Genomic DNA, 22,628 nt, shown 5'->3' on the forward strand with positions numbered 1-22,628 from the left:
CCTAAATTAAGCAGCCTTCACAGCCTCACAAACGGAGCGCCGACCCTGGGATTCCGCAGCGTGGCGGCAGACGTTGCAACGCTGCAGAGCCGAAGGCCGGCGGGTCAGCACCGGGCGCTGTCCCGCCGATATCGATGATCGGCAGCACGCGCGATGCGTGGTCCAAAAGAGCTGAAAAGAAAACCCGCCTCGGTGGGCGGGTCGCCGGTGCCAATTAGCACCATAGCCAAATTAGTAGCATAGCTGCCGGCACAAAGCAAGAACAAAATGTGGTACCGTCGGCGAAAATTGCCGATCTGCCGCTTTGCGAGGGAAGATGCCAAGCAGTGGCGTCCTGGAAGCGGAGGACATCTGCCAATGCTAAAAGAACGCCTGCAACCCGGTCTGCGCCCGTCCGAGGATCAGCGCATGCACATCATGCGTGCCCTCATAGGTGTTGACCGTTTCCAGGTTCTGGGCGTGGCGCATGACATGGTAGCCGATCTGGATGCCATTGCCGCCATGCATGTCGCGGGCCTGGCGGGCGATGTCGAGCGCCTTGCCGCAATTGTTGCGCTTGACGAGTGAGATCATCTCCGGCGCCATCTTGCCTTCATCCATCAGCCGCCCGACGCGCAGGCTGCCCTGCAGGCCGAGCGCGATCTCGGTCTGCATGTCGGCGAGCTTCTTCTGGAAAAGCTGCGTGCCGGCCAGCGGCTTGCCGAACTGCTTGCGGTCGAGGCCATACTGGCGGGCGCGGTGCCAGCAATCCTCCGCCGCGCCCATGGCGCCCCAGGAGATGCCGTAGCGCGCGCGGTTGAGGCAGCCGAACGGCCCCTTCAAGCCCGAGACATTGGGCAGCAGCGCGTCCTCGCCGACTTCGACGCCTTCCATCACCACTTCGCCGGTGATCGACGCTCGCAGCGACAGCTTGCCGCCGATCTTCGGCGCCGACAGCCCGTTCATGCCCTTTTCCAGGACAAAGCCGCGAATCTCGTTGTCATGCGCGGCCGATTTTGCCCAGACGACGAACACGTCGGCGATCGGCGCGTTGGAAATCCACATTTTCGAGCCGGAGATCCTGTAGCCGCTCGCAGTCTTTTCGGCCCGCGTCTTCATGCCGCCCGGGTCGGAACCGGCATCCGGCTCGGTCAGGCCAAAGCAGCCGATCCATTCGCCCGACGCCAGCTTCGGCAGGTATTTCCTGCGCTGTTCTTCCGAGCCATAGGCATGGATCGGATACATCACCAGCGACGACTGCACACTCATCATTGAGCGATAGCCGGAATCGACGCGTTCGACCTCACGGGCCACCAGCCCGTAGGTGACGTAGTTGGCGCCGAGCCCGCCATATTCCTCGGGAATGGTGATGCCGAGCAGACCGGCCTCGCCCATTTCGCGAAAGATCCCGGCGTCGGTCTTCTCCTCGAGATAGGCTTCCTCGATCTTCGGAGCGAGCTTGTCGGCGGCAAACGCCGCGGCGCCATCGCGCACCATGCGCTCGTCCTCCGAAAGCTGGTCCTCAATCAGGAAAGGATCATCCCAGACGAATGCGTTCTTATCGGCGGCCATGGCTCTCGGTCTCCCAAACTCATGCATGTCGCCCAAAGCTTGCCCGCGGGCCTGACCCGAGGGTGTTCGGCAGCTTGGAGATAACGACATGCATCGAAACAGAAATCTTGAAACGCGCGGCTTATCGGCTCCCGTCCTGAAAAAATCAAACGAAATAGCTTCGCCGATCCATGAGCATTGGTGATGGATCATCTATGTCGAGCGCCGCCTTCTGGCCTGGCGGCGCAGCCCGGCTCGCGAAATTACTTGCGCTTCAACGCATCGGCCAGAGCGGCGCCGAACGCGCCCTGCTGCGTCGGCCGCTCCGGCTGGCGTTGGGGCGCGGGCGCGCGCGGTACCGGCCTGCTGCCATTGTCGCGCGGCTTCGGGGCGGCGCTGTCGCCGTCCTTGCGCATCGACAGACCGATGCGCTTGCGCTTGATGTCGACGTCGACGACGCGCACCTTGACCACGTCGCCGGCCCTGACCACCTCGTGCGCGTCCTTGACGAACCGATCCGCCAGTTGCGAGACGTGCACCAATCCGTCCTGGTGCACGCCGATATCGACGAAGGCACCGAAGGCCGCGACATTGGTGACGGTGCCTTCAAGCTGCATGCCGGGCTTCAGATCCTTGATGTCGTCGATGCCGTCGGCAAAGGTCGCGGTCTTGAAGCCGGGGCGCGGATCGCGGCCGGGCTTTTCCAGCTCCGACAGGATGTCGCGCACCGTCGGCAGGCCGAAGCGTTCATCGACGAAGACGCGCGGATCGAGCGCCTTGAGTGCGGCGCTGTCGCCCATCAGCGAGCGGAGGTCGCGCCCGCAGGCGGCGACGATCTTTTTCGCCACGCCATAGGCCTCCGGATGCACGGCTGAGGCATCGAGCGGTTCGCTACCATTGGGAATGCGCAGGAAGCCGGCGCATTGCTCGAACGCGCGGGGTCCGAGCCGCGCCACCTTCAACAGTTCGCGGCGGCTGGCGAAAGGGCCGGAGGCATCGCGATGCGCAACGATCGCTTCGGCCAGCGATGTGCCGAGACCCGAAACCCGCGCCAGAAGCGGCGCCGACGCCGTGTTGAGATCGACCCCGACGGCGTTGACCGCATCCTCGACCACCGCTTCCAGCGCGCGGCCGAGCCGGTACTGGTCGACATCGTGCTGATACTGGCCGACGCCTATCGACTTCGGCTCGATCTTGACCAGTTCGGCGAGCGGATCCTGCAGGCGCCGCGCGATCGACACCGCCCCGCGCAGCGACACGTCGAGGCCGGGAAATTCCGCCGCCGCCGTTGCCGACGCCGAATAGACCGAGGCGCCGGCCTCGCTGACGATCACGTTGAGCGGCTTCGGCCCGGACCCGGCCGGCATATCAGCCAGCATGTCGGCCACCAGCCTTTCGGTCTCGCGGCTGCCAGTGCCGTTGCCGATCGAAATCAGCTCGACCTTGTGCAGCCGGATGAGCTTGGCCAGTTCGGCTTGCGTGCCGCGGACATCGTTCTTCGGCGGGAACGGATAGACCGTTGTCGTCGCCAGCAGCTTGCCGGTGCCGTCCACCACCGCCACCTTGACGCCGGTGCGGATGCCCGGATCGAGGCCCATCGTCGGCCGTGAGCCGGCGGGCGCGGCAAGCAGCAAATCCTTGAGATTGCGGGCGAAGACATGGATTGCTTCCTCCTCGGCCCGCTCGCGCAAGTCCCGCATCAGATCGAGCGTCAGGTGCAGCGACAGCTTTATGCGCCAGGTCCAGCCGGCGACCTCCATCAGCCACCGGTCGCCTGGCAACTGGCGGCCGATGGCGTAGGCGTCGGCGATCATCCGCTCGACCGGTTTCACCGGTGACACATCGTCGGCATCGACCTCGATGTCGAGCGACAGCACCTCCTCGTTGCGGCCACGCAGCATGGCCAGCGCGCGATGGCTCGGCACGTTGGCCCAGCGCTCGACATGGTCGAAATAGTCGGAGAATTTCGCGCCGGCCTCCTGCTTGCCGTCGATGACGCGCGAGCGCAGGAAGGCGCGTTCCTTCATGTAGGCACGCAGCTTGCCGACCAGGTCGGCGTTCTCGGCGAACTGTTCGGACAGGATATCGCGTGCACCTTCGAGCGCTGCCTTGGTATCGACCACGTCTTCGCTGATGTAGGCCAGCGCCAGCTCGGCCGGCACGGCCGCACGATCGGCCAGGATAGTTTCCGCCAGCGGTCCCAGTCCGCGCTCGCGTGCGATCTCGGCCTTGGTCCGGCGCTTCGGCTTGTAAGGCAGGTAGATGTCTTCGAGCTCGGCCTTTGTGATGGCCGCAGCGATCTTTGCCTCAAGCTCTTCCGTTAGCTTGCCCTGCTCGCGGATCGAACCAACGATGGTGTCGCGGCGCGCGTCGAGCTCGCGCAGATAGGCGAGCCGCTCGGCGAGGTCGCGCAACTGCGTGTCGTCGAGGCCGCCGGTGACCTCCTTGCGGTAGCGGGCAACGAACGGCACGGTCGCACCGTCGTCGAGCAAGCCGATCGCCGCCGCGGCCTGTTCGGGCCGGGCGCCGATCTCGGCGGCTATGATGGTTGCGATGCGCTTGATGTCGGATGCCATGTCGATCCTGCTGTTTGTCGAAAAGAGACGCGACCATAGGCGCAGAGCACCGATGCGCCAACCGCGCCATTTTCAACCCGGCGAGAGGTCCACAGGAAAGGTCGGGCTGTCTGGATCGGATCAGACCATCCGGCTCAGCGCCTCGAAGAAAGAAATCATATCCAAATCGAGCGGATCGTCGACCGGTACCGGCTGCGACGACATCTTTGCGATTACCATTTCGGCCTTCGGATTGACGTAAAGCCACTGGCCGTGGATGCCGATGCCGCAGAAGGCGCCGCTTGCCGCGCCCGTCTGGTACCATTTGTTGCGATAGCGGCCACGCGGAAACAGGAACGCCATCGTGCCGCGTTGCCAAGCCTCGGCGTCACCGCCAGTTTCGGTCGTGTCGCGCACCCAGCTCTCCGGCACGATACGGCAGCCATTGGCCATGCCGCCTTGCCGCATCATCTCGCCGACCCGGGCGAGGTCGCGCGGCGTCACCGAAATGCCGCCGGCCGTACGCGCCGTGCCTTCCATGTCCACGGTTACCGAAGCTTCGCTGACAGCGCCGAGCGGCGCCCATAATTTCTCGCGCATCAGATCGGCGAAGCGCCGGCCCGACGCACGTTCGAGCAGGATGCCGAGCAGGTCGGAATTGGGCGAACGGTAGCGGAACGTCCGGCCATGCGGCTCGGCCAGGCCCTGCAGCGTCATGAGGAAAGTGGCCAGGCTCGCGGTGCCCCCGCCTGGATTCCACAGCATGGCGCGGCGATAGCGGGCGAAGGCGCTTTCCGGATCGAGATAGGCCTCTTCGAAGTCGAGGCTGATACCCATGTCGAGCACGTGCCGCACCCTCGCATCGCCATAGGCCGAGCCGGCAGCTTCGGGCAGATAGCGGCTTACCGGAGCCTGCGGATCGAAAATCCCCTCGCCTGCCAATATCCCGGCAACAATCGCGGTCAGCGACTTGCTGATCGAAAAGACGATGTGGCGCGCCCCGAACTCCATATGCGGTGCGAACCAGTCGCCGACGAATTTGCCGCCTTTCATGATCGTCAGCGCGTCGGTATCGGAGCGCTTGAGAAAAGCTGCGACAGTCTCCGCGCCGCCTGCAAGAGCGACCTTTTCACCAAGTAGCTCGCCGAAATCCTGCGCCGGCGCCTCGCTGCTGCCCGGCTTTGCCGCCACGGCAGCGCTCGGCACCAGCTCGCCGGCATTCTGGAACGACCACCGGCTGAACGGGCTTTCTCGCCAATTGCCGAGCAGCACCTGGTTTCGGGCAAAGCCATATCTCGTTTCGAACGCGGTCTTGCCGGTCATGGCGCTTCCTTCGGTCTTGGCGTTCTAGGCGAGCGCCGCGGCGATCGCGTGCACGGCTTTCAAAGTCGCCACCGAATAGGCGACGTTGGTAAAATCCGGATAGCTCGAAAGCTTCACCACGACCATTTTCATGTTCCAGTCGATATGGATCAGCTGCCCGAACACGCCCCGGCACATCAGTGCCCGCGAGCGCGGGTCCTCGATCCAGAACTGGTTGCGGTAGCTGCCTTCCGGCAGGCTGGGACTGAAGTCCGGTCCATGCCTGCCATTGCGCGTCGCCTCGATCCAATCGGCCGGCACGACGCCGCCGCCATTGTCGAGGATCAGCTGGCCGAAGCGGCCATAGTCGCGCAGCGTGGCGTTGAAGCCCCCGTCGGCAACTGCATAACCGGCGCTGTCAACGGTGAAGCAGGCACTTTCATCCGCGCCGAGCTTTTGCCAGAGCTCTTCCGAGACCAGCTGCGCCAGGCGCTTGCCGCTCACCCGTTCCATGATGAAGGCAAGCACGTCGGTCTCGATCGAGCGGTATTCGAAGGCAGCGCCGTGCGGTCGGCTCTTTTCCTTAAGCCCCAGGATCAGCTCGAACATGTGCGACGGCCAGCGGAAGGCCGGATCGCTGTCCGGCGGCACCGGCTTCCAGCCGGTGGCGACATCGACCTGGCCGATGTCCGAATAGGGATCGGTGTATTCCTCGGAAAAGCTCACCCCGCTCGTCATGTCGAGCGCATGCTGCACACTGGCGCCTGCCCAGCCGGTCGCCTCCAGCTCCGGCAGATAGGTCGTCACCGGCAAAGCCGGATCGATCAGCCCGCGTCCGACCAGTATGCCGAACACCGATGCGGTGACCGACTTCGCCATCGACTGCGACAGATGCAGCGTGCGCTCGGTCATGCCGTTGAAGTAGCGCTCATAGGCGACCTTGCCGTCCTTGAGCACGAGGAACCCGTCGGTGTAGGTCTCGTCGAGCAGCCCGGCCAGCGTCGTCGCCTTACCCGTGCTGTCGCTCACCGGCAGCGCATCGAAATCGACCTCGGCCCGGTCCAGCCTGTGGCGATGGCCGTTGCCGCGCCAGACTTCGACGGTCGGCAGAATTTCGCGGATATGCTGGAACGCCCATCGGTTCCATGGCGGCCGGTCCCAGTCGAGCTTCGGCGGAACCATCTGCGGCGGCGAACCCTGCATGATCGGCGGCGCCGGTTCGCTGTTGCGGTAAGATTTCATCCAACCCCCTTGCGCAAGGAAGGGAGGCCGAAGCCTCCCTTCAGTCTGATCCTAGAGCAAGGCTACTTGCGCAAATTGGTCCAGATCTTGTTGTAGATCTCGACCACTTCCGGTGGGCAAGGCGGTACGAATTCCGCCGCCGGTGCATCGGCCGGCGGATTGATTTCCGGCGCGCTGGCGAAATCGGGCGGCAGGAACTTGTGACTGCCGGCAATGCCGTTGTCGTAGCCGGCGAATTCCGAAATCAGCGCCGCGTTTTCCGGAGCCATGACGAAATCCTGGAACAGCTTGGCGTTTTCGAGATTCTTGGCGCCCTTCAACACGGCGACATTGTCCATCCAGCCTTCGATGCCTTCCTTGGGATAGGCATATTTGATCGCCGGGATTTTCTGGCGCGCACGATAGGTTGCGCCATTCCAAGCCTCGGTAACGATCACGTCGCCGGAGGTGATCTTGGTGATGGTGTCGTAGCTGAAGGTCTTCCATGACGGCTTGGCGGCCATCAGTATGTCGTTGACCTTCTTCAGATTGGCCTTGTCTGCGCCGCAGCGCGGCACGCCGGCATAGCGCTCGGCCGCATGCATCACAGTGTTGACATCGTCGAGCATGTTGATCTGGCCCTTCAACTCGTCTGGCGGATCGAACAGGATCGCCAGCGTGTCGATGTCGCCCTTGTATTTGTCGGTGTTGACTTCGAACGCAGTGGTGCCGAATTGCCACGGGACGGTGTAGTGACGGCCATTGTCCCAGTAGATGTCGACGAAGCGCGGGTCGAGGTTCTTGCCGTTCGGCATCGCATTGGGCTCGGTCTTTTCGAGCAGGCCCTCATCGATCATGATCTTCACGGTGTAGTCGGAAGGGACGACGATGTCATAGCCGGAATTGCCGGCGCGTACCTTCGACAGCATCGTCTCATTCGAATCGTAGTCGTCCAGCGTCACTTTGACGTTGTACTGTTTTTCGAATTTTTCGATCAGCTTCGGGTTGGTGTAGTCACCCCAATTGTAGATGTGCAGCTCACCGTCGGCGAGCGCAGGCACCGCCCATAAAAGCGCCGCCGTCGACACGGCAGCCATCATTTTCCTAGACATCACACTCTCCTTTGCCTTCGCATTGATTCACTGGCCTATAATTTACTTGGCGCGTCGGCGCGCGATCAGGAACGAGATTGAGACGAACAGGATCGAAACCAGCAGCAGGATGGTGGAGATGGCATTTATCTCCGGCGTCATTGGCCGCCTGATCTGGTTCCAGATGTAGAGGGGCAGCGTCGTCTGCCCGGGGCCGGCGACCAGCTGCGTGATGGTGAAATCGTCGAAGGAGACGATAAAGGCGAGCGCCCCACCTGACAGGATGCCGGGAACCAGCAATGGCAGCGTTATGCGCCTGAAAGCATGCCACGGCGTGGCATAGAGGTCGGCCGCCGCAGCTTCGAGCGTCAGGTCCATGTCCTCGAGCCGCGCCCGGATCGGCATATAGGCGAATGGAATGCAAAAAACGGTGTGGGCGAGGATCAGATTTCCGATGCCGAAATTGAGCCCGAAAGTGCCCGCGATCAGCGCAAAGAAAGAGAGCGTCGCCACCGCTGTGATGATTTCCGGAACCATCAGCGGCAGGTTGATGACCATGAAGGCGGCCGACAGCCCGCGCCACGGCTTCACCCGGGTCATGCCGATTGCCGCCAGCGTCGCGGCGATCGTCGAAACGATCGTGGCGGTGACAGAGATGATCAGCGTGTTCTTGGCGGCGTTGTGGAATTCCTGGTTGAACAGCGCACTGCCATACCAGCCGAACCCGATGCCCTCCCAACGCGTCACCAGAGACCCTGTATTCAGCGAAAAGATCATCAGGATCAGGATCGGCGCGTAGAGCACGCAGAGGCAGATGATGGCGATCGAGCGGAACCCCGGCTGGTCCTTGATATCGGCACTGCGGGGGTCAGCCATGCGCCATCTTCCCCGACGTGTTGCGGACATAGAAGTAGAGCGCCACCAGCACCGCGGCCATCAGGATCAGCGCCTGCGCGCAACCGAGCGGCCAATTGCGCCCGGAACCGAACTGCTGGGCGATGAGATCGCCGATCATCAGATGGATGCCGCCGCCCAGGATCAGCGGCGTCACATAAGCGCCGAGGGCCGGAATGAAGACCAGCAGGCAGCCGGCGATGATGCCGGGCCGCGACAGCGGGATGATCACGCGCCACAGCACCTGCCGACGTGTCGCGTAGAGGTCGTAGGCGGCCTCGACCAGCCGGAAATCCAGCTTCTCCAGGCTGGAATAGAGCGGCAGCACCATGAACGGCAGGAACGAATAGAGCAGGCCGAGCTGGATGGCGAAGTTGGTGTAGAGCATGGTGATCGGCTTCTCGATCACCCCCAGTGCCATCAGCGCGTTGTTGATGAGGCCTTCGTCGCGGATGATGAACATGATGGCGAGCGTGCGCACCAGAAGGTTCGACCAGAATGGGATGGTCATCAGCAGCACCCACCAGTTGCGCTGCGCCGGCGGTCGCGTCGCCATGAAATAGGCGGTCGGAAAGCCGAGCAGCAGGCAGATGATCGTCGTCACCACGGCAAACAGAAACGAGCGCAAATAGATGATCAGGAAATCCGGCGTGAACTGCAGCGTGTCGTCGAAAATATCGCGCTGGAACAGGAAGTTCACATAGGCGTCTGTCGAGAACTTCCACTGCACCCCGCCATAGGGTGCTGCGGCGAGAAATGAATAGATGAGGATGATGAGAAGCGGCAGCACGCCGAAGATGCCGATGATTACCAAAGCCGGTAGCGAAAGCAGGCGGTGGCGCCTTGCAGTGGCTTTCTCCGCCTCCGCTTCGAATACCGCCGCCTTGGAAAACGTGACTGCCATCAATCCCTCAAAATGCGCGCGCCATCGTCCTCGAACACGACACCGACCTTGGCGCCCGGCTCGAATGAGACGGCGCCCGAGCGGCTGTTCTGGTGGCGCACGATGAAATCGTCGCCGCCGTCGAGCTTCACGTGATAGTGGGTGTCGGTGCCGAAATAGACGACATTTGCCAGGGTTCCCGAGACCATGCCCTTGGCGGCATCGGCGACGAGATCGGCATGTTCCGGCCGCACCACAACAGTCACCGCGCCGGAAGGGTCGAAGTTTTCCGGAAATCCCGCCGCCACCGTCGCTTCGGAGGCGATCTTCACCATCGCGATACCGGATTTCTTCGACACGACAGTGCCCTTGAGGAAATTGGTTTCGCCAATGAAGTCGGCAACGAAGCGCTCGGCCGGCCGGTCGTAAATATCGCGCGGCGTGCCGACCTGCAGGATCTTGCCGGCCGACATCACCGCGATGCGGTCCGACATGGTCAGCGCTTCTTCCTGGTCGTGGGTGACGAAGATGAAGGTGATGCCGGTCTGGTGCTGCAGCCGTTTCAGTTCGATCTGCATTTCCTTGCGCAGCTTGTAGTCGAGTGCCGACAACGGCTCGTCGAGCAACAGCACTTTTGGCTGCGGTGCCAGCGCGCGCGCCAGTGCCACGCGCTGTTGCTGGCCGCCGGAGATCTGGCTGGTGCGGCGAGCGCTCAGCGCCTCCATCTTGACCAGCTTCAGCATCTCGGCGACGCGTGCCTTGATTTCGGTCTTCGGCTTGCCCAGCATCTCCAGGCCGAAGCCGATATTCTCGGCCACGGTCATGTGCGGGAACAGCGCGTAGGACTGGAACACGGTGTTGACTGGCCGCTTGAACGGCGGCAGCGGCGCGATGTCGTGCCCGTGCAGGAGGATTTCGCCTTCGCTGGGAAAATCGAAGCCGGCGATCAGCCGCAGCAGCGTCGTCTTTCCGCAGCCCGACGGCCCCAGCAGCGTGAAGAACTCGTTCTCGCGGATCGACACCGAAACCGTGTCGAGAGCGGCGACTTGGGCGTCCCCGGTACCGAACACCTTGCGGACGCCGCGGACCTCGATTGCACTCTTACCCGGCTGATCCGGCACGCATTACCCCATTTTCATGTCCGCTCTTGATGGCGGATCCAGTTCCCATTCGATTGTCAGCATATGCCGGTCGGCTTGGCAACCATGCATCTGGACCTCGGTTCAGAATGCAAGCTCCGTGCCATCGTCAGCGTCATCATCAACCCTGGTAAGTGATCTTGCCGCCGCAGATGGTGCTGACCGGATGCACCTTGTGTAGCAAACCCGGTTCAGTTGCCTCGATATCGGCCGACAGCACCACCAGATCGGCCAGATAGCCTGGTTTCAGCCGGCCTTTGCGGTGCTCCATGAATTCGGCATAGGCACCTTCGACCGTATAACCGGCAAGCGCCTCGATCAGCGAGAAGCTCTGGTCTGGATCGCCCTCTGCCCAAGGCTTGCGCAGCACCGCCGCCTGAATGCCCAGGATCGGGTCGACCCGCGACACCGGCCAGTCGGAAGCGAAGACGACATGCGCGCCCGCCTGTTTCAGTGTCCGCCAGGCATAGCTCAGCGGCCATCTTTCGCGGCCGATGCGCGAAAGCGTCGGCTCCAGCGGGAAGTCCATGGCGCCGGGCGGGTGCGGCGGCTGCATCGAGGCGATGACGCCGAGTTCGGCGAAGCGCGGCACGTCGGCGGCAGTGGTGACCTCGATGTGCTCGACCCGGTGCCGGCTGTCGCGCCTGCCGTTCTTCCGCTGCGCCGCCTCGTAACCGTCGAGAACCGCGCGCACCGCGCCGTCGCCGATCGAATGCACGGCGATCTGCAGGCCGCGCCGGTCGGCCTCCAGCGCCACCTCGGCGAAATGCTCGGGCGTAAACAGCGGCTCACCGCGCCAGCCCGGCCGGTCGGCATAGTCGTCGACCATGACCGCGGTCCAGCCTTCCAGCACGCCGTCGTAAAACATCTTGACCATGCCGGACGACAGCCATTCCGATCGGTAGGAGTTGGCCATGCTCGATGCCTTTTCCAGCACGTCGAGCGTCATGAAATTCTTGAAATGAAAAGGTATCTTGGTGCGGCAGAGCAGCCGCCCTTCCTGTTCCAGCCCGGCTAGCAGCTCGAGCTGGTAAAAATTGCCGTCCATGTTCTGGATCGAGGTGATGCCGTGGCGGGCGCACCATTCCAACCCGCGATGCATCAGGTCGCGATCGGCAGCGACTTCGGCGGCGGAAGGGTACGGCTCGGGCTCGCCGCCTGTCGCAAGGCCGAGCCGCACGCGGTTCTGCCCGGAAAGCTCGAGGATCGGCCCGAACGCCTCGCCCTCGCGCAATTCGCCCGCCGCCAGGCCATCCGCTCCCATGACGATCTCGTTGCCGGGACCGAGTTGCTTGCCGTGCAGGATGCCAGCCAGTTCCAGCGCCTTTGTGTTGGCCCACATCGTGTGGTGATCGGAAGCCGACATCGCGAACGGCCGGTCGGCGATGATGCGATCGAGATGATGGCGGGTGACCGGCTCTTCCTTGGAAAGGATAGTGTAGTCGACGCCGGCCCCCAGCAGCAATTTGGCGTTCGGCCGTGCCGCCGCGTAGGCGCGGATCGCGTCGCTCAGCGCATCGAAGCCATGCACGCCCTGAAGGTGCAGATTGTCGAGTTCGGCCGCGCCGCCGAAAAGATGCATATGCGCTTCGATAAAGCCCGGCACCACCGACCCGCCTTGCGCATCGATGACCTTCGTGGCCGGCCCTTTCAGCGCCTCGATCGTCCGGCGATCGCCAACCGCCAGGATGTTGCCGTCCTTTATCGCCACCGCTTCGGCCGTCGGATTGCCTTCATCCATGGTCAGCACGCGGGCATTGGTGACGATCAGGTCGGCATTTGAACTCATGATTTCCCACGGTTTGGTTGCGCTGCCGGCAGGCTAGACGACCGGCTGCCGTGCCAGCAAGCCATGGCTGGTTGGCCCAGCGCCTTGTGAAGGGCCATGCAGGACGGTTAGGGTCGCCGCGTCTCACCACGGAAAGATTTCATGAAGACTGTTTTTTCGCCTCTCCATGCCGGCCATTCCGGCAATGTCGAACTGATCGCCGGCGCCATCGTGCCGGCTTTTGAAAAGCCCTCGCGCGCCGAGTTCATCAGGGCGCGGGTGGAGAGCGAAAAGCTCGGTCCGATCCTGTCACCGGAAAGTCACGACCTCGCCGCCGCCAAGAAGGTTCATGCCAGCGACTACATCGATTTCCTGCCGACCGTGTGGCCGCTCTGGGAAGCGTCGGGCCGCACCGGTTCGGCCATTCCCTTCACCTGGCCGACGCGCGGCCTGCGCGGCGACGTGCGCCCGAAAGGCATCGATGCGTTGCTCGGCTTCTACTCCTTCGACGGCGGCGCGACTTTTGTCAAAGGCACATGGGACGCTATCAAGTCGTCCTATGATGTCGCGCTGACAGCCGCCGCGCTGGTCAAGGCCGGTGAGCCTTCCGCCTTCGCGCTGTGCCGCCCGCCGGGGCACCATGCAGGGGCGGCCTTCATGGGCGGCTATTGCTTCATCAACAACGCCGCCGTCGTCGCGCAAAGGTTTCGCGACCATGGCGCCGGGCGCGTTTCGATCCTCGACATCGACTATCACCACGGCAACGGCACCCAGGAGATATTCTATCGCCGCGGCGACGTGCAGGTGCTGAACCTGCATGGCGATCCGATGACCGAATATCCGTTCTTTCTCGGCCATGCCGACGAACGCGGCGAGGGCGACGGCGAAGGCTTCAACGACAATTATCCGATGCCCTTCGGCACCGGCTGGGACGTGTGGAACGCCTCACTCGAGGAGGCCTGCACGAGGCTTTCGGCTTATGCTCCTGACGTCGTCGTGGTTTCACTCGGCGTCGACACTTTCGAGAAGGACCCGATCAGCCAGTTCAAGCTGAAAACGGAAAACTATCCCAGAATCGGCCGCCGCATCGCCAGGCTCGGCCTGCCGACGCTGTTCGTCATGGAAGGCGGCTACGCCGTCGAGGAGATCGGCATCAACGCCGTCGGCGTGCTGACCGGCTTCGAGGACCGCTAGAAGTGCCGCCGGTGCCTGCAATCATGTAGCGGCGCTCGGCGTGGCAAGCGGTGCGGCCTGCCCGCGCGAGCGGCCAAGATAATAGACCGCCGCCGCCGCGATGACGCCGGCGGCCAGGATGCCTGCCGCCAGCACCGGCCGGTACCAGAACCAGGCGATCGCCATCGTCGTCGTGCCGACCAGGATCGCCAGGAAAAAGGCAATGATGCCGGTGCCCATCCGCGCCACGCTGCCGAGCAAAGGAATAACGTCGAGGACGACGCCAATCGGGCTGAGCAGCAGGGCAAAGCCGATGGCCAACAGCAGCAGGCCGGCGGCGCGCAGCAGCCAGGTGATAAGCGTGTTCTGGCTGACCGCGTCGGCGAACATCTTTTCCGCCGGCACATTGCCGATGTCGACCATCAGCAACTGGTCGCCGGCCTTTGTCTGGTAGGGTTCGAGCCCGCCCGCTGCCTGGCGCGCGACGACGCTGACCAGGCCGAGCGGCGCCAGCTCGTAGCCAATGCGATAGTCGCCGAGCGCCGGCGACGTGGTGTTGAAGCCGAGATAGATCTTTCCGTCGACGATGTTGACCCGCTTGGTGCCGGTGTAGGCGGCATCGATGGTAGCCGACTGGTCCGGTGACAGTGAAAATTCCTTGTCGCCGCCGATCAGGTCCAGCACCGGCCGGTCGAGCGTGAAGGCACCGAGCTTGCCGTCCGGGATCTGGAACCTCTTGCTGTGTATCTCCATCGGCGGATTCTCATGGCCGTCCGGCTTCTTGAACTCCGACGAGTTGATCTGGCTGTCGTCCCACACTTTCGAATAGCTGTAGGTTGTCACCGTCTCCTCGCCGCCACCAAGCTTCTTCGTCGTCTCGGATTTCTGTTCTTCTTTCCACTGGTACATCTCGGTGCTGCGCGACAGCCGCAATCCTTGCGCCGAAATGCCAAAGTCCGGATCGGCAAGGCCGCCGCTCGCCGTCACCGCCCCGGTGACATGGACAAGCTTGCCGTCATTGCCAGCATCGATGCTATCGGCGCCAACCGAGATCACCGCGCCCGATCCCTCGGCCAGCGAACGCGCCGTCTGCACGGCGCGACCCTCGTTCCAGAACAGGCCGATCACCATCAGCACGATCAAGAGCAAGCCGAAAACGATCCCGCCGACCGCGCGCTTGATCCGCCCGAACCACGAGACGGACGTTATTTCCTGAATTGAATCGCCCATTGTTTCCCCCAATTCCCCAAAGCCAGTTTCACGAATCCGCGCTCTGTCGCGCAGTGGCATGCAACCGGCGTTACGCCAAACCGAGACAGACGCCCCATCCGTCCCGACAACAGGAGCCTATCGCAATCGACGAATTGCCGATACGGCACACTTGCAGTTGGATCCGACCGCCGCAAAGCACACGGGCGCTTCGAAAATGTACCCTCGGAGCGCCTCGACCGATGGAATTCGTTTCAGTCAAATCGCGTTTGATGTCGGATTCGTCTACGGTTAGATTGTAGCCGAATCAGCCGTTCCTCGGGGGGCGCGGCGACCACCAAAACCTCATGTTCCGGAACCATTCCGGAGCCGGATTCGCGCTCCCTGCAACAGGTGCGATTTTGTGCGCGGCGTCGCGTGGTGGTGTCCCTGGTGAAGTGATGCGTATTCGGCAGCTGGCGATGCCAGCATCTGGATCAAATCTCGCAACTCGATCTGTTGAGTTTCCTGACCTGACAACGCCGACGGAGCGGTAGAGCAGCAACGATGTATCAATTCCCCCGAGCCGAAATGCAGACCGCTGCCGGGGCCAGGCATCGGCAGCTTCTTAGCCGTTCGATCGACATGCTGTTGGCGGCGATGGCGGCTGGCCGCGATTCGCTGGAAGCGGCCGAGGCCCTGCATTTCACCAGTCGCGTCTGGACCGCCTTCGTCGAAGATCTCCGCTCTGGCGACAGCGCCCTGCCCACGGAGCTGCGCGCCAATCTCATCTCGATCGGTTTGTGGCTGCTGCGCGAAACCGAAGACATCCGCCAGGGCCGCACCGACAATTTCGAAGGCTTGATCGAAGTGGCGGCGATCGTCAGGGACGGCATGCAGTGAGCCCGCTATGGCGCGCGCGGACGGGCTCCGCGCTCGCTATCTTGTTGTTGGACCATGATCTTTCTCGAGAATGCGTTCGCCCTTTGCGCTGTGATGTTCTATTTTTTGAATCCATGGCTTGAGGGGCCGATTCATCGCAAGAACAAACGCATTTGAGCCCGGGAAAGCATCGATGAACGACGACACACCGGAAAGCGAAAGCGCCTCGGCGCTGGCGCCGTTCCGGCACGGCATCTTCCGGGCGGTGTGGTCCGCCAGCCTCGTCTCCAATTTCGGCGGCCTGATTCAAGGCGTCGGTGCCGCCTGGATGATGACGACGATCGCCACCTCGTCCTACCAGGTCGCATTGGTCCAGGCCTCGACCACCTTGCCGATCATGCTCTTCGCGTTGCTGGCCGGCGCCATCGCCGACAGTTTCAACCGGCGCAAAATCATGCTGATCGCGCAGATCTTCATGCTCGCCGTCTCGGCTCTTCTCACCGTCTTCACCTATCTCGACCTGATGACGCCGTGGACGCTGCTCGCCTTCACCTTCCTGATCGACAGTGGCACCGCGCTCAACAGCCCGTCCTGGCAGGCTTCGGTCGGCGACATGGTACCTCGTCCCAAGGTGCCGGCGGCGATCGCGCTCAACTCGATGGGCTTCAACCTGACGCGCAGCGTCGGCCCGGCGATCGGCGGCATCATCGTTGCCGCCGCAGGCGCCGCCGCGGCCTTTGCCGTCAACACGCTGAGCTATGTCGGCCTCATCGTCGTGCTGGCCCGCTGGAGGCCGGAACTGCCGGCATCGACCTTGCCGCGCGAGACGCTGGGCGCCGCAATGGGCGCTGGCCTGCGCTACGTCGCGATGTCGCCCAATATCGGCAAGGTGCTGGTCAGGAGCTCGGCCTTCGGCTTCAGCGCCGGCGCGGTCCTGGCACTGCTTCCCCTGGTCGCGCGCGACGTCGTCAAGGGCGACGCCTTGAGCTACGGCATCATGCTCGGCGCCTTCGGCATCGGCGCCGTCGGCGGCGCGCTGACCAGCGTCAGGCTGCGGCAGCTGCTGTCCAGCGAAACCATGGTGCGCATGGCATTCGCCGGTTTCGCGCTCTGCGCCTTCAATGCCGCCGTCAGCGAGAATGCCTGGCAGACCTCACTCGGCTTGCTGGTCGGCGGCGCCTGCTGGGTGACAGCGCTTTCGCACTTCAATGTCACCGTGCAGATGTCGACGCCGCGCTGGGTGGTCGGCCGCGTGCTTTCGGTCTACCAGACCGCAACCTTCGGCGGTATCGCGCTCGGCAGCTGGGTCTGGGGCGTCGTTGCCGACGCCCATGGCGCCGAAGTCGCCCTGATGGCGGCCAGCGTCGCGATGCTGGCGGGAGGCGCCATTGGCCTGCTGCTGCCGCTGCCGCAGCAGGCCGTGCTCAACCTCGATCCGCTTAACCGCTTCCAGGAGCCGCATCTGGCGCTTGATCTCAAGCCGCGCAGTGGTCCCATCGCCATCATGATCGAATACGTGATCCGCAACGAGGACGTGCCGGAATTCCTCGCCACCATGGCCGAACGGGGCCGCATCCGCCGTCGTGACGGCGCCCGCAACTGGACATTGGCGCGCGATCTCGAAAATCCCTCGATATGGATCGAGCACTACCACACGCCAACCTGGGTCGAATATATCCGCCACAACAGGCGCGCCACCTACGCCGACGCGGTCATCGGCGAGCGCATAAGGGCCCTGCACAGCGGCAACGAGCCACCCCGCGTCCGCCGCATGATCGAGCGGCCGACGACAGCCGGCACGGCGCTGGTGATGCCGAAGGGACCGATCGAGCATTAGTGGCCGGCGCGGCGTCCAGTTGGACGAGCAAATGAAATTGCTACGCCTGGCCCAATCCGCGAATGTACGAATGGGATGGCCATTGTGGAGAGACGGTTTATATCAGTTGATGTGATTATGACCACTAAGGGGAGACGATGCGTTACATACGTCCGCTTTCAATTGAAGACGCCGCCGGCCTGTTGGCCGGCTCAGCCGGCACGGCCGCCATCCTTGCCGGAGGCAGCGACCTCTTGGTGAGAATGAAAGGCGGCTTTATCGAACCCGACCTGATCGTCGACATCAAGGCGATCGACGGGCTTGGCGAGATCAGGGAAACAGCCGAGGGCTTCAGCATCGGCGCGGCGGTCCCCTGCGCGGTGCTGGGCGAGAGCAAGGCCCTGAAGAACGCATGGCCCGGCGTCGTCGAAGCTGCGAACCTGATCGGCTCGAAGCAGGTGCAGGGACGCTGCACCATCGTCGGCAATCTGTGCAACGCCTCGCCGGCCGCCGACAGCGTGCCGGCGCTGGTAGCCGCTGGCGCCAAGGCGGTGGTCGTCGGCCCGGGAGCCAGGCGCACGATTGCCGTGGAAGCGGTACCGACTGGGCCGGGCAAGACGTCGCTGACCAAGGGCGAGATCATCGAGGCAATCCTGCTCGACAAACGTCTGCCGCGTTCGGGCGATGCCTATCTGCGTTTCATTCCGCGCACGGAGATGGACATCGCCGTGGTAAGCGCCGGCGTGAACCTGATGCTCGATGAGCAAGGTCGCGTCAAATTCGCCCGCCTGGCGCTGGGCGCCGTGGCGCCGACGGTGATTCTGGTCGAGGAGGCCGCCGAGGTTCTCATCGGCTCCAAGCTGGACGAAGCCACGCTGGAAAGGCTCGCCAAGGTCTGCTCGGGGGCCTGTCGTCCGATCGACGACAAGCGAGGCACTATCGAATTCAGACGGAAAGTTGCGGGTGTGCTGGCCAAGCGGGCCGCCACGACCGCCTATGCACGTGCAGGAGGCAAATAATGGCTGGTGTGGCAGTATCAACGACAATCAATGGCGACAATGTCGAGTACCTTTGCCAGCCGGACGAGACGCTGCTCGATGTCCTGCGCGATCGCCTGGGGCTGACGGGCGCCAAGGAAGGCTGCGGCACCGGCGACTGCGGCGCCTGCAGCATCATCCTCGACGACCGGCTGGTGTGCTCGTGCCTGGTGCTCGGCGCGGAGGCTGAAGGGCGGCGCATCGAAACCATCGAGGGCATGGCGCATGGCGACAAGCTGCATCCGCTGCAGCAGAAATTCCTGGAACACGCCGCGCTTCAATGCGGCATCTGCACGCCGGGCTTCCTCATGGCGGCCAAGGACCTGTTGGCCAAGAACCCCGATCCGACCGAGGAGGAGATCCGCTTCGGCCTCGCCGGGAACCTCTGCCGCTGCACCGGCTATGACAAGATCGTGCGTGCCGTTCAGGACGCCGCGAGCGTGATGAAGGGAGCATGACGATGAATTTCGATCCACGTTACTCCGGACGCAATTTCACCTCTGTCGGCACGCGCCCCATCCGTCCCGACGGCGTCGACAAGGTGACGGGCCGCGCACGCTATGGCGCCGACTTCAACATGGCCGGGCAACTAGTCGGGCGCGTTCTCAGAAGCCCCCATGCGCATGCCACGATCAGGAAGATCGACACGTCGAAGGCGGAGAAGCTCGCCGGCGTCAAGGCGGTGATCACCGCGGCCGACCTGCCCGACCTCACCGACGGCGATGCCGCCATGTACGACATCCTCGACAACTGCATGGCGCGCAAGAAAGCGCTCTACGACGGCCATGCTGTGGCCGCGGTCGCTGCGGTCGATGCCCGCACGGCGAGGCAGGCACTGAAGCTGATCGAGGTCGACTACGAGGTGCTGCCGCATGTCACCGACGTCGACGAGGCGATGAAGCACTCCTCACCCGTGCTCAACGACGCCATCTTCACCGAGGGCCTTGAGCAAAAGCCCGTCAAGCCTTCCAACGTCACCAAGCGCACCCAGTACGGCCATGGCGACATCCATGAAGGTTTCGGCCACGCCGATTTCGTCGTCGAACGCTCCTTCAAGACCGAGCAGACGCACCAGGGTTATATCGAGCCGCATGCCTGCGTGGCCAATGTCAGCTCCGACGGCACCGCCGATCTTTGGGTCTGCACGCAAGGGCATTTCGTCTATCGCCAGCACTGCGCCCAGCTGCTTGGCATGGAGGCCTCGAAGCTGCGCGTCACCTCGTCGGAGATCGGCGGTGGTTTCGGCGGCAAGACCCATGTCTGGGCCGAGCCGGTGGCGCTGGCGCTGTCGCGCAAAGCCGGCCGGCCGGTCAAGCTGGTCATGACGCGCGACGAGGTGTTCCGCGCCTCCGGCCCGACTAGCGCCACCTCGATCGACGTCAGGATCGGCGCCCGTAAGGACGGCACGATCACGGCGGCCGAGGCCACGCTGCGCTATTCCTGCGGCCCCTATGCCGGCATGTGGGCTGAGATCGGCGCCATGACCGCCTTTGCCTGCTACAAGCTCGAGAACGTCAGGACGGTCGGCTACGAAGTGCTGGTCAACCGGCCCAAGACGGCGGCCTATCGCGCGCCGTCGGCACCGATGGCGGCGTTTGCGGTGGAAAGCGCGGTCGACGAGCTGGCCAAGGAGATCGGCATGGACCCGGTCGAGTTCCGGATCAGGAACGCGGCGCAGGAAGGCACCAGATCGTCCTACGGCCCGGTATACGGCCCGATCGGCATCGGCCCAACGCTGGAGGCGGCGAAGAGCCATCCGCACATGAAGGCGCCGCTCGGCAAGAACCAGGGCCGCGGCATGGCCTGCGGCTTCTGGTTCAACTTCGGTGGCCAGACCTGCACCGACCTCAACATCGGCATGGACGGTTCGGTCTCGCTTGCCGTCGGAACCGTTGACGTGGGTGGCTCGCGCGCCTCGCTTTCGCTGGTGGCGGCAGAGGAGCTCGGTATCCCCTATGAGCAGGTCAAGGCGGTGGTCGCCGATACCTCCAGCCTCGGCTACAACGATATGACGGACGGCAGCCGCGGCACCTTCTCGTCTTCGATGGCGACGATCTCCGCCGCTCGCAACGCCATCAAGATCCTGCGGGATCGCGCCGCGCAGACGTGGGACATCCCGGTCGACGACGTGGTCTGGGAAAAGGGCCACGCGATCGCTAGGGGCGAGAAGTACGGCAACCTTGCCGCGCTGTCGCTGAAGGAGATCGCGGCCGCTTCCGGAAAGACGGGCGGACCGATCGCCGGCCACAGCGAGCTCGTCGCCGACGGCGCCGGCGTCTCCTTCGCCACCCATATCTGCGATATCGAGGTGGATCCGGAGACCGGCTTCACCAGGGTGCTGCGCTACACCGTCGTTCAGGACGCCGGCAAGGCGGTGCATCCGACCTACGTCGAGGGGCAGTACCAGGGGGGTGCCGCGCAAGGCATCGGCTGGGCGCTCAACGAAGAGTACATCTACGGCAAGGACGGGCGGCTGCAGAACCCTGGCTTCCTGGACTACCGCATCCCGGTCTGCTCGGACCTGCCGATGATCGACACACAGATCCTCGAGATCCCCAACCCTAACCATCCCTACGGGGTGCGCGGCGTCGGCGAGACCTCGATCGTGCCGCCGCTGGCGGCGATCGCCAATGCAGTCTCGAACGCGGTCGGCGTGCGCATGGCGCATATACCGATGTCGCCGCCGCGCATCCTGGCGGCGATCGAGGCGGAACGGGAAGGCTGATGGTTGAAGTAACGCTCTGGGGATCGCTCGGCGCGATCGCCGGAGGCAAGAGCAAGGTCGAGATCGAGGCGAAGGATATTCGGGAGCTGTTCAGGAAGCTGGCTGAACAGTATCCCGGCCTCGAGCCCTACATCGATCGCGGCATCGCCGTCGCCATCGACGGGACGATCTATCGCGACACCTGGTCGAAGGAACTGCCGGAAGGGGCGGAGATATTCCTGCTGCCGCGTCTTGCCGGGGGATAACTGGACAACCGTGTCCCTACCATCGACGACCAAGACTTGGCCTAGGCTCGAGAAAAACCTTGGCTATCCACGAGAATTCTTGGCCAGTTCAGCCGGCGAGTTTGGCTCCTTTTCGATGACTGCTTCTGTGTCAATCACAGACATAGAGGCGAGCGAGCTACACGTCTGCTTTGAGGCGAAAGCAGCCGCCCGCAGCGTAGAAGTCAAATGGCTTGGATCAGAACCTACCATTTACCAATGTCAGCTTCATGATTCATAGGCACAGTCTTGGGAGTCAGATGCGATGGCGGAGCGCCTCAATGATCACCGCCATCGCAGGCGAGAGCTGTCGCCTGCTCGGGTAGTAGAGGTGATAGCCCGCAAATGGCGGACTCCAGTCGTCAAGCACGAGCCTAAGGCATCCCTTGGCGATGTGGTGGCTGACGAGGTTTTCCGGGACATAGGCGATCCCGAAACCGCTTATCGCAGCCTCGATCATGGGAATGGACGAATTGAAGGTGAGCTGGCCTTCCACGCGCACACGAAGGTCGCGGCCATCCCTGGCGAATTCCCAGGCATATAATCCGCCGAACGTCGCCTGCCGCATATTAATGCAGTCATGATCGACCAGATCCTGCGGTGCGGTCGGAACCGGATGGCGGGAAAAGTACTCCGGCGAAGCCACGGCCACGAGCCTCCAATCCGGCCCGATGCGCACTGCGATCATATCCCTGTCGATGCTCTCACCAAGCCGCACGCCTGCGTCGAAGCGCTCCTCCACAATGTTCTTCATGCCGTTGTCGCTGTAGAGTTCGACGCACACGTCAGGATAGTCGCTGAGCAAGGGCTGCAGCTTCGGCCAGACGGTCGTCTGGAGCGCATGGTCGGAAAGCGTGATACGGACCGTTCCGGAGGGCTTGTCGCGAAAGGCCACCAGGCTTGCGAGGTCCGCTTCGATTTCCTCGAAGCGGGGAACAAGAGATTGGAAAAGTCGCTCGCCGGCCTCGGTCGGAGCGACGCTCCGCGTCGTACGTGTCAGCAGGCGGACGCCGAGACGAGCTTCAAGCTCCTTGATTGTCGAACTCAGGGTCGACTGCGAGGTTCCGAGCTTGGCCGCCGCCTTGGTGAAGCTCCGTTCCCGCGCGACCGCCACGAACCATAGCAGATCCTTCATGCCATCGCGCTGCATAGGGTACCTCC

18 protein-coding genes are annotated in these 22,628 nt (G+C 63.4%); 7 read left to right on the plus strand and 11 right to left on the minus strand.

The features are described from left to right. Positions 1-360: 360 nt before the first annotated feature. The 9 genes from NKH63_RS17735 to NKH63_RS17775 form a co-directional block, all read right to left on the minus strand. Positions 361-1,551, minus strand: coding sequence for an acyl-CoA dehydrogenase (locus tag NKH63_RS17735; RefSeq protein ID WP_352918281.1), 1,191 nt, complete (start codon positions 1,549-1,551; stop codon positions 361-363). A gap of 242 nt (positions 1,552-1,793) precedes the next feature. Continuing rightward, positions 1,794-4,106 (minus strand): Tex family protein, encoded by a 2,313-nt coding sequence (locus NKH63_RS17740; protein ID WP_352918283.1) that lies wholly within the window; start codon positions 4,104-4,106, stop codon positions 1,794-1,796. A gap of 120 nt (positions 4,107-4,226) precedes the next feature. Then, on the minus strand, positions 4,227-5,408 hold the full coding sequence (locus NKH63_RS17745; RefSeq protein ID WP_352918285.1) for a serine hydrolase domain-containing protein: 1,182 nt from the start codon (positions 5,406-5,408) through the stop codon (positions 4,227-4,229). Between the two features lie 24 nt (positions 5,409-5,432). Then, positions 5,433-6,629, minus strand: a complete 1,197-nt coding sequence (locus NKH63_RS17750) for a serine hydrolase domain-containing protein (protein ID WP_352640216.1) — start codon at positions 6,627-6,629, stop codon at positions 5,433-5,435. 62 nt (positions 6,630-6,691) lie between these two features. Beyond that, positions 6,692-7,720 carry an extracellular solute-binding protein gene (locus tag NKH63_RS17755; RefSeq protein WP_352590647.1) on the minus strand — a complete coding sequence of 343 codons (1,029 nt, stop codon included), beginning with the start codon at positions 7,718-7,720 and terminating at the stop codon, positions 6,692-6,694. A gap of 42 nt (positions 7,721-7,762) precedes the next feature. Further along, positions 7,763-8,575: an ABC transporter permease gene (locus tag NKH63_RS17760; RefSeq protein ID WP_352590644.1), complete on the minus strand. Its 813-nt coding sequence runs from the start codon at positions 8,573-8,575 to the stop codon at positions 7,763-7,765. Next, a complete protein-coding gene (locus tag NKH63_RS17765; protein WP_352918287.1) occupies positions 8,568-9,497 on the minus strand; it encodes an ABC transporter permease in 930 nt (309 codons plus the stop codon). Before NKH63_RS17765 ends, NKH63_RS17760 begins: the two co-directional genes overlap by 8 nt. Then, positions 9,497-10,597, minus strand: a complete 1,101-nt coding sequence (locus NKH63_RS17770) for an ABC transporter ATP-binding protein (RefSeq protein WP_352590638.1) — start codon at positions 10,595-10,597, stop codon at positions 9,497-9,499. Before NKH63_RS17770 ends, NKH63_RS17765 begins: the two co-directional genes overlap by 1 nt. A gap of 139 nt (positions 10,598-10,736) precedes the next feature. After that, on the minus strand, positions 10,737-12,404 hold the full coding sequence (locus tag NKH63_RS17775; RefSeq protein ID WP_352918289.1) for an amidohydrolase: 1,668 nt from the start codon (positions 12,402-12,404) through the stop codon (positions 10,737-10,739). A 141-nt stretch (positions 12,405-12,545) separates the two neighbouring features. Between NKH63_RS17775 and NKH63_RS17780 the strand changes: the two genes are divergently transcribed. Continuing rightward, positions 12,546-13,577, plus strand: a complete 1,032-nt coding sequence (locus NKH63_RS17780) for a histone deacetylase family protein (RefSeq protein WP_352918291.1) — start codon at positions 12,546-12,548, stop codon at positions 13,575-13,577. A 21-nt stretch (positions 13,578-13,598) separates the two neighbouring features. On the opposite strand, the gene NKH63_RS17785 is transcribed toward NKH63_RS17780, so the two are convergent. After that, positions 13,599-14,786 carry a TMEM43 family protein gene (locus NKH63_RS17785; protein ID WP_352918292.1) on the minus strand — a complete coding sequence of 396 codons (1,188 nt, stop codon included), beginning with the start codon at positions 14,784-14,786 and terminating at the stop codon, positions 13,599-13,601. A gap of 525 nt (positions 14,787-15,311) precedes the next feature. On the opposite strand from NKH63_RS17785, the gene flaF reads away from it, so the two are divergent. The 6 genes from flaF to NKH63_RS17815 all read left to right on the plus strand — a co-directional run bounded on the left by flaF (position 15,312) and on the right by NKH63_RS17815 (position 21,449). After that, a complete protein-coding gene (gene flaF, locus NKH63_RS17790) occupies positions 15,312-15,647 on the plus strand; it encodes a flagellar biosynthesis regulator FlaF (protein ID WP_352918294.1) in 336 nt (111 codons plus the stop codon). 172 nt (positions 15,648-15,819) lie between these two features. After that, positions 15,820-17,463, plus strand: a complete 1,644-nt coding sequence (locus NKH63_RS17795; RefSeq protein ID WP_023720230.1) for an MFS transporter — start codon at positions 15,820-15,822, stop codon at positions 17,461-17,463. A gap of 137 nt (positions 17,464-17,600) precedes the next feature. Next, positions 17,601-18,461, plus strand: a complete 861-nt coding sequence (locus NKH63_RS17800) for an FAD binding domain-containing protein (RefSeq protein WP_352590625.1) — start codon at positions 17,601-17,603, stop codon at positions 18,459-18,461. Continuing rightward, the gene (locus NKH63_RS17805; RefSeq protein ID WP_023720228.1) at positions 18,461-18,937 is read left to right on the plus strand and encodes a (2Fe-2S)-binding protein; all 477 of its coding nucleotides are present in this window, start codon (positions 18,461-18,463) and stop codon (positions 18,935-18,937) included. Before NKH63_RS17800 ends, NKH63_RS17805 begins: the two co-directional genes overlap by 1 nt. Positions 18,938-18,939: 2 nt before the next feature. Continuing rightward, positions 18,940-21,204 carry a xanthine dehydrogenase family protein molybdopterin-binding subunit gene (locus NKH63_RS17810; protein ID WP_352787871.1) on the plus strand — a complete coding sequence of 755 codons (2,265 nt, stop codon included), beginning with the start codon at positions 18,940-18,942 and terminating at the stop codon, positions 21,202-21,204. Further along, positions 21,204-21,449: a MoaD/ThiS family protein gene (locus NKH63_RS17815; protein WP_023675441.1), complete on the plus strand. Its 246-nt coding sequence runs from the start codon at positions 21,204-21,206 to the stop codon at positions 21,447-21,449. The genes NKH63_RS17810 and NKH63_RS17815 overlap by 1 nt, the downstream gene beginning before the upstream one ends. Positions 21,450-21,723: 274 nt before the next feature. Here NKH63_RS17815 and NKH63_RS17820 read toward each other — a convergent pair whose 3' ends face one another. Further along, positions 21,724-22,617, minus strand: coding sequence for a LysR family transcriptional regulator (locus tag NKH63_RS17820; protein WP_023720226.1), 894 nt, complete (start codon positions 22,615-22,617; stop codon positions 21,724-21,726). Positions 22,618-22,628: the final 11 nt, after the last annotated feature.

Origin of the sequence: Mesorhizobium sp. M0960 (genome assembly GCF_040319055.1) — a bacterium.
In the GTDB taxonomy this organism is placed as follows: Bacteria; Pseudomonadota; Alphaproteobacteria; order Rhizobiales; family Rhizobiaceae; genus Mesorhizobium.